The following is an 8229-nucleotide window of genomic DNA, read 5'->3' as shown; positions in this document are numbered from 1 at the left end:
CGGAGGATGGTCGATGATGTAGTTTTCTATAAACAAGTCGTAAAAGTGGCCTTCTGGTAAACCCATAGCCTCAGTGATTAGGTCAAGCTGGTTAACAGACATTGACTTATTCCCTGTCACAATAGCACTTACCGCTCCCCTATTCATGCCTGCAATTTGCCCAAATTGCGTTAGACTCAAACCTTCTTGTTTTAAATATCCGTCTAATTCTGCCCGAATCGTAGGTGTATGCTTCATGTCATATCCACCTTTCATACAGAAATTCCAAAACTTTTATATTATTGTATTCTATTGTTGTCCATAATTTAACAGTTGTCAATAACTTTTATTTTTATGCAGTCATTGTAGAATTTTATAAAATAAGTAGTTCAAAAGAGTCATTTTACATTTTATTGAAAAAATATAGCATAATTATTGGTATATATATGATATAATTCTATTGTTACATAAAATACACAATAATAGAGAGAGATTAGGATGAAGAAATTTTTTTCTGTTTTCGCTATGTTGGTCTTATTGCTTGCAATTGCACCATTCGGTTTAGTTTCAGCGCAAGAAATAACACAAGCTCAATCCAGTAATATCAGTGTTGCACAGTCAAATAACCCTACTACTGTTACCAATGAGACTTATAGTAATGGCGATATAAGCCTTCAAAAAGCAAAAGTTTACCTTGATCTGACTGTACGAAGAACTGGAGGATTACTTGCTGAGTGGGACTATACCAATCCCGGCAAGGTCGTTACTAAGGTAGACTTAATAATGACCTTAGAATACAGGGAAGATTTTTTACATTCTTGGAAAACAGTAGATACTGTAAGATATAATTACCCTGGTGGTCTTGGTGCTAATGAACATAATGAACGTACGTTCTACCCTGACAAAAAAGGGACGTATAGAGTTTTCTTGTCTGGAAACATATATCACACTCAAGGGGGAACAAATATCCAAGATTGGTCTGCTGCCAGAGCTTATGATCCGAAAATCATTATTTCCAACGATCCAGATAAAATTGAACTGAAATAAGTATAAAGTTTATGAATAACAATGGTCAGGACATTAGAGATAATGTAATGTTCCTGACCATTGTCATTTTATTGACAGGGGAGAACCGAAATGGTAGATATTGAGAAAGTGAGAGAGCGCAAAAAGTTAAGATTAGATATACTAGGAGAATTATACCAGCTTTGGTTTAGTGGCGGCGAAATCAGCATGTCTGGTACAAAACGTGACATATATCAAGAACGAAATACCGAACGCCACTTAGCTTTCCACTATCTTTTGTCTATGGGATTTATAGATATTACACCTATGGGTGGAAAAGGAATGGATGAAGTGCTGTCGATAAGTATTACTGTTAAGGGGATCGAATTTTTGGAATCTAACTTGGAAGATGAATAAAAAATTGATGTAAATATATGTGAGCAATAACAAAAAAAACACCCTACCCAGCCAAAGTCGATAGGGTGTACACTCGTTTTAAGCAGCTTTATCATCTTTGACCATTTGTATATCTTAAACACTGGTTCTACAAGCCCGTTGCTGACAATCCGGCTAGGCTGCTCATTGGATTAAACCTTTTACCATCCTTGCAATGATTGAAGTGATATTATTCAACAGCCCTTTTTACAAAATTAAACCCAACACGATTTAAGGATGATAACCAACAGGATAAAGAGCACCAAAATTGCCGCTGTAGAAGTCCACATACCGCCAACACCTGCACCTGTATCTCCATATGCACCCATGGCTTTAACCTCCTTTATTTGTCCTCACCTTAATATATGTATAAATACGTTCTGTGATAGGGCAAGCAGGTAAATAAAAAACACACCGCCGACATTAAGCCGGCAGGATGTTACCGATGCTTTCCGATTACACAACGACGTCCGTGTGTGTTGAGGCAATAATATTCTTCCTCCGTTTTATGATTCAATAATAGGAGAGCATATTAACACCAAAAAACCACTTTACTAGACTAAAGGGTAGAAAAATGGTAGAAAAATGCTCACTCCAACAAAAAAGCGCGACCTCCAAAAAGCTTGGAAGCCGCGCTGTGCTTGGGTTTCATAGGATGCTGGTGAAGGGAATTGAACCCCCGGCCTACGCATTACGAGTGCGTTGCTCTACCCCTGAGCTACACCAGCGAGTCAGTATAAGCTGACAACAAAAACTATTATACTCTTACTTACATAAAAATCAATGACTTACATTCATTTTTTCAACTAGGATTTGGATTTAATTCGGTCACATTCGCTATCCCTGTGCCGGACAGTTTATCTGCTACGGAACGGAGCTTTTGACGGCTGGAGGAAGGCTTGTCGCGACGGTCGTCGATTTTGACCGAGGTGGAGACGCGCTTGGCCCCTGACAGGAATGGCGCTTCGTGCAGCGCTGCAATGGCGGTAAACACATCGTCCAACGAGCCTTCAATAATCGTACTCATGGAGGTAAGCTCATAGGTAATTCCTTTTTGCGTCTTTAACACTTTTTGCATTTGGGCAACATAGTCGCTCAGGCTGGTACTTCCCGTCCCAATTGGGATTACAGTCACTTCCGCGATGGCCATCGTGGTGTGCCTCCTTTATTTTTGAAATTACACTTCACTTTTTAAAATCTAAAAGCACTATCCGATAGAGCAACCTTATTCCACATTAAGGCCATATGTATGCTGAGGCGCTGATTGTTTCTGAAAAAAAAACTCTCTATCATTCATTGTACCGTTCACACAGCCTCAATTCAAATACAGTCCGCGTTTTCCCTGCATATTTTGATTTTCCATTCCTTTTCCTTTACGTATGGCTTCGAATGTTGCTATAATACTCCTTGCACTTATTTGAAATTTTAAGTTTATAAACACAATATGTTGGGTTAAATATTCATAACACTTCTAAATATAGTGATGCAGCCGATAAATTGCATGGGAACCAACTTTCTCCTCCTTCATTGGCAAGCGCATCGCTATTTCTACGTTATGGGATTACATACAGCCTCAAAATGCTGTCTGAACCATCACTTTTTTCATTATTTTCTTTGTCAACATGATCATCTTCATGCCTATTCCCTAAGTAAGTATTCCAAATCAGGAAAGCGAGGAATTAATCCTATGCCACAACTCGTAACAAAACCAAACAATCGCCAGCTGGCTTTTGATGAAATACGCATTTCCGTATATGCCGACCGTGTACTCAGCGGATTGGACAAGCTGGATAAAGACCGCCTCATTCGCGGTGTAACCAGCAAGCTGCGCCGGGACGAGGTCACGGGAGATGAAATCAGCAACGCGTTTGCGATGGCTGCCCTTGAACTGGTCAGCAAGGAAGAACCGGACTGGAAATTTGCCGCTGCGCGTGCTTTGCTCACTTCCTTGTATAAAAAAGCGGCGACTCACCGCCGTTACAAATCCTATCCAGACGAGCCTTACGGCGCCTTCTATCCATTGATCACAGAGCTGGTTGAAAAGGGAATCTACCGTCAGGAATTGCTCGATTACTATACTAAAGAGCAAATTGATGAGCTGGGTGCTTCCCTTTTGCCGCAAAATGACCTCCTGTTCGATTATATCGGGCTGCTGACGCTGTCTGAGCGCTATTTGGCGAACGACTTTGACGGACGTGTGATGGAGTTGCCGCAGGAACGCTACATGATCATCGCGATGTACCTGATGCACAAGGAGCCTGCGGACAAGCGCATGGAGCTGGTCAAGGAAGCCTATTGGGCGATGAGCAACATGTACATGACCGCTGCTACACCAACGATGTCCAATGCGGGAAAAAAGGTGGCCGGACAGCTGTCCAGCTGCTTTATCGACACGGTAGACGACTCGCTGGAGGGTATTTTCGATTCCAATACCGATGTAGCCCGTCTCAGCAAAATGGGCGGCGGCATCGGCGTATACCTCGGTAAGGTACGGGCGCGCGGCTCCGATATCCGCGGACATAAAAATACAAGCTCGGGTGTTATTCCATGGATTCGCCAGCTGAACAATACGGCCGTCAGCGTAGACCAGCTGGGTACACGCAAAGGCGCGATTGCCGTTTATCTGGACGTATTTCACAAGGACATTCTCGCGTTCCTTGACCTGAAGCTGAACAACGGTGATGAGCGGATGCGTGCACATGACGTGTTCCACGGCGTATGTCTGCCCGATCTGTTCATGGAGCGGGTCGAAGCACGTGGCGAATGGAACCTTTTTTGCCCGCATGAAGTGAAGAAGGTCATGGGCTGGAAGGACGAAAAGGGCCGCCCATTGGGGCTGGAGGATTTTTACGATGAAGCTTTCGGTTCAGGCTCCTTCCGTGAGAAATATGAGGAAGCGTCGCAGCATCCTATACTTTCCCGCATCACGGTGCCTGCCATCGACATCATGAAACGCCTGATGAAATCGCAGCTGGAAACCGGTACGCCGTACATGTTCTACCGTGATACGGTAAACCGGGCCAACCCGAACCGGGCCCATGGCATGGTATATTCCTCCAACCTGTGTACGGAAATTATGCAAAACCAGTCTGCGACCGTCGTGGAAAAAGAGGAACTGGTCACCAAGGACGGACAAACACGCATTGTCATTTCCAAAATCCCTGGCGACTTCGTTGTCTGCAACCTGAACTCCATCCATTTGGCTCGCGCCGTTCCGGCAGGGGTACTGGATCGTCTCGTACCGATTCAGGTACGTATGCTGGATAACGTCATTGATATTAATAATATTGAAGTGCTGCAAGCACAATATACGAACAGCCAATACCGCGCAGTCGGTCTGGGCACGTTCGGTCTTCATCACCTGCTCGCACTCGAAGGCATCCGTTGGGAGTCTGATGAAGCGGTAACCTATAACGATCATTTGTATGAAAAAATCAACTATTTGGCTGTTAAATCCAGCATGGAGCTGGCAAAGGAAAAAGGACGTTATGCCAAATTTGAGGGCTCTGACTGGTCAACCGGGCATTATTTCACATCCCGTGGCTATACGGACGGTACGCGTGAAGGCAAATTCGTCACCTCGTCCGAGTGGAGCGAGCTTGCAGAAGAAGTGAAACAAAACGGCATTCGCAACGCATGGCTGTTCGCCATTGCACCTAACGGTTCCACCTCGATCATTGCAGGTTCTACTGCCAGTATTGATCCATTGTATGAGCTGCTTTCCTATGAAGAGAAGACAACCTACAAGATTGCCAATCCTGCACCGGACTTGAATGAAAAGACAATCTGGTACTACAAAACGGCATTCCTGCTGGATCAGCATGCTTCGATCAACATGGCATCTGCACGTCAGCGGCATATTGACCAAGGCCAAAGCTTTAACCTGTATGTACGTCCTGACATTAAAGCTACGGAATTCCTGGCACTGCACATCCATGCCTGGAAATCGGGTATGAAGTCGACCTATTATGTACGCAGCCGCGCACTGACGATTGAAGAATGCGAAAGCTGCGCATCCTAAACTAAAGGAGAGAATCTCCCATGCAGTTACAAAAGATTTTTAACACGGAAGCGCCTAACCGCTCTACCCGTATTATTGAAGGCGAAAACTCGGGCATTCTGAACTGGAACGATATTCGGATGCCGCATATGTACAAGTTGTATAAAGTGCTCCTGCTGAACCACTGGATTCCGGATGAAATTCCGATGTCCAAGGACGCGTCCCAGTTCCCTTTACTGGATGGCGAAGAACAGCGTACATTCAAAATTAACATCGGTCTGCTGGCTGTGCTGGATTCCATGCAAACGATGTTTGTCGGAGATGTAAAACGCTATTTTACCGATTCCTCGCTGGAAGCGATCTCGGCCATTATCGGGCAACAGGAAGTGGTGCATAACCAGTCCTACTCCTACGTTCTGTCTTCCTTGGTATCGGAGCAGGAGCAAAAGGAAATTTTCGAATACTGGAAAAACGATCCTGTCCTGCTGGAGCGCAACACCTTCATTTCTGACATTTATCAGGAATTCCGCGATGAGCAGAATCCGCAAACCTTTTTCCAGGCGATGGTAGCTGATTTGATTCTGGAAGGTATTTTCTTTTACAGTACATTCGCTTTCTTCTATAACTTGGCCCGTGACCAAAAAATGATGGCCACCAGCCAAATGATCTCGTATATTCAACGTGATGAAAATCAGCATTGCTACTTCTTTGCCGAAGTGTTCAAGCAGCTTTTGGTTGATTTCCCTGAGCTGAACTCAAAGGAAAATACGGACTATGTTTACCGTATGATCAACCGCGCTGTAGAGCTGGAAACGAATTGGGCGCATTATACGCTCAAGGAGGTTCGTGGCATCGACTTGAACGAGCTGAGCGATTATATCAAATATATGGCAAATATGCGCCTGAGGCTGCTTGGTATGGACAAAGCCTATGAAGGCGTAGATGTAAACTGTATGCCTTGGATCAAGCCATTCTCGGATGAAGCGCTGAATGCAACAAAAACAGATTTTTTTGAAGCAAAATCACGCAATTATGGCAAGGTCGGAGACGACAACGGATTTGACGATTTGTAAGTAACAAAATGCAGCCTTAACTCGGTATTTACCGGGTTAAGGCTTTTTGGCATATAAAAAACCGTGGGATAGGCATATGACCATTCCATAAGAAGTTCACCTTCGTCGGGTATGGCGCATACATATAACTTAGAACTGTGTATTGAGACACTTCAAGACGGGGGCATCAACGCTGTTTTTACCTGCTTCGTATAAGAGGGATAGCCTCCCGTGTGCTGGAGCATTTCGATTTCACGTAAAATGCGCGGCAAGTCACCGATCGAGTTCATGACGATATGGGCTCCTGCCCTTTTTAAACCGTATACGCTCTGTCTGCGTCGTTCCTCAGCCACTCTGTCGTCTATTTCAGAACTGCTTGTTTGTGCCGCGGTTAACGCACTTTTGTTCTGGTTCAATACACCTACCGTCCATACGCCGGCATTCCTTCCCTCTTGCATATCGGCTGCCGTATCTCCTACTTTCACAATATCGCTGAGCGGAAATACCTGCAAGCGATGTGCAATATCGTAGATCATCCACGGATAAGGACGTCCCTGCGACACTTCACAAGGGGCTACTATACAATCCAACGTATAAGGTGACTGGGCAGGCGTGAAAATAGGACCTAGCAGCTCCATCGGGCAGGCTGTGGTGGCACCCGACTGAATACGACGATCCTGCAATTCATGCAACGCCTTGTCTATGCCGATCGCGGGCTCAGCCCCTTGAATCAAGGAGCGAAGAACAGGGACAAGCTCAAGATAAATATGCTCAATATCTGTCCTTCCGGGATGTGTACCGAAGCACTCTAACCACTTTTTCCGAACCTCTGAAAGTCCCAGCACATTGGCAATATGATCACGGATCGGCAGCCCTCGCCCATGTGATACCTGCTCTTCGGTTACTTGTACACCCTTCCATCTGAAAATATCAAGCATTCCCTGGATCAGGCCCCGCCCTCCGGGGTCCAACAATGTACTTTCAAGATTAAAAATAACCGCCTGTATCATGCAATCCCCGCCTCTCCGTACCGCGGCTATCCGCAATCTTTATTACCTTGATATTTGCATCATTGGTCTCACTTGCTCGCAAGGTACAACAAATAGACGGAAACCATTCACTCCGATCTATCTCTTGCTGACTAAAAATTACTATTAGGAATATGATACACAGCTAACGTAAACTGAAATGCCGTAAACCGTAAGCGGATTGTAATAGAAATTAATTCCTTTATTGGTTGTGGATTACCGAGTGTCATAAGGAGGAATCGCAACATGAGACAGCCTTGGAATGAATTTAATTCCAAAATGCCTTGGCGAATGGAGCTAGGTTGTTATGCGCTGAACAAACTGGCTTGTGGGGGATTGGTGTTTGGCCTCATATGGATGTATTGCTATCTGGCAGAGGAAATAACAGGGATTCCGTCTACTATAGCAGGCAATAGCGGTGAGCTAACCGCGCAGTTGTGGGCCTACAGCTTTGCCCTTCCAGCAGCTCTTGCTGCCGATGCACTGCACGATTTTTTACCTTGGCTGCGAAAGCCCGAGCAGCTCAGCCTGTACTTTGCCGCTGGATTCAGTATCTTTCTCCTGCTTGGTACTGTGATGTCGCCTGCCGGAGCAGGCATTTCATGGAGCAACGGCATAGCTGGTGCAGCCATCACACTGCTGTACTATGGAGGAAGACACTGGCTGAACCGTGAGTATGAATTACAGATCATACTGGCCTTCCTCCTGCCGCTACTCCTATGGCCTATAG

At 45.1% G+C, this 8229-nt stretch carries 8 protein-coding genes, 1 tRNA gene and 1 pseudogene; 5 read left to right on the top strand and 5 right to left on the bottom strand.

The window, feature by feature from the left end; genetic code table 11:
* A pseudogene (locus tag L693_RS0102965) lies at positions 1-237 on the bottom strand (helix-turn-helix domain-containing protein); the annotation flags it as partial.
* 240 nt (positions 238-477) lie between these two features.
* Here L693_RS0102965 and L693_RS0102960 point away from each other — a divergent pair.
* Together L693_RS0102960 and L693_RS0102955 are read left to right on the top strand one after the other, a co-directional pair.
* Positions 478-1026 carry a hypothetical protein gene (locus L693_RS0102960; RefSeq protein WP_025715988.1) on the top strand — a complete coding sequence of 183 codons (549 nt, stop codon included), beginning with the start codon at positions 478-480 and terminating at the stop codon, positions 1024-1026.
* Between the two features lie 90 nt (positions 1027-1116).
* Positions 1117-1401, top strand: coding sequence for a hypothetical protein (locus L693_RS0102955; protein ID WP_025715987.1), 285 nt, complete (start codon positions 1117-1119; stop codon positions 1399-1401).
* A 233-nt stretch (positions 1402-1634) separates the two neighbouring features.
* Here the strand turns inward: L693_RS0102955 and L693_RS28750 are convergent, their stop codons facing one another.
* The 3 genes from L693_RS28750 to L693_RS0102940 form a co-directional block, all read right to left on the bottom strand.
* A complete protein-coding gene (locus tag L693_RS28750; RefSeq protein ID WP_081752073.1) occupies positions 1635-1748 on the bottom strand; it encodes a sporulation protein YjcZ in 114 nt (37 codons plus the stop codon).
* A 327-nt stretch (positions 1749-2075) separates the two neighbouring features.
* Positions 2076-2147: transfer RNA gene (locus L693_RS0102945), tRNA-Thr, on the bottom strand.
* A gap of 74 nt (positions 2148-2221) precedes the next feature.
* Positions 2222-2569 (bottom strand): MTH1187 family thiamine-binding protein, encoded by a 348-nt coding sequence (locus L693_RS0102940; RefSeq protein ID WP_025715986.1) that lies wholly within the window; start codon positions 2567-2569, stop codon positions 2222-2224.
* A 537-nt stretch (positions 2570-3106) separates the two neighbouring features.
* On the opposite strand from L693_RS0102940, the gene L693_RS0102935 reads away from it, so the two are divergent.
* Together L693_RS0102935 and L693_RS0102930 are read left to right on the top strand one after the other, a co-directional pair.
* A complete protein-coding gene (locus tag L693_RS0102935; protein ID WP_025715985.1) occupies positions 3107-5440 on the top strand; it encodes a ribonucleoside-diphosphate reductase subunit alpha in 2334 nt (777 codons plus the stop codon).
* A gap of 20 nt (positions 5441-5460) precedes the next feature.
* On the top strand, positions 5461-6492 hold the full coding sequence (locus tag L693_RS0102930; protein ID WP_025715984.1) for a ribonucleotide-diphosphate reductase subunit beta: 1032 nt from the start codon (positions 5461-5463) through the stop codon (positions 6490-6492).
* Between the two features lie 152 nt (positions 6493-6644).
* Here the strand turns inward: L693_RS0102930 and L693_RS0102925 are convergent, their stop codons facing one another.
* Positions 6645-7481 carry an HAD hydrolase-like protein gene (locus L693_RS0102925; protein WP_025715983.1) on the bottom strand — a complete coding sequence of 279 codons (837 nt, stop codon included), beginning with the start codon at positions 7479-7481 and terminating at the stop codon, positions 6645-6647.
* Between the two features lie 264 nt (positions 7482-7745).
* Between L693_RS0102925 and L693_RS0102920 the strand changes: the two genes are divergently transcribed.
* On the top strand, positions 7746-8229 hold a 484-nt coding region (locus L693_RS0102920; RefSeq protein ID WP_025715982.1), incomplete at its 3' end, for a hypothetical protein.

This window comes from Paenibacillus sp. 1-18 (assembly GCF_000520755.1).
GTDB classification, from domain to species: domain Bacteria; phylum Bacillota; class Bacilli; order Paenibacillales; family Paenibacillaceae; genus Paenibacillus; species Paenibacillus brasilensis.
This window is presented reverse-complemented; position numbering and strand designations above follow the sequence as displayed.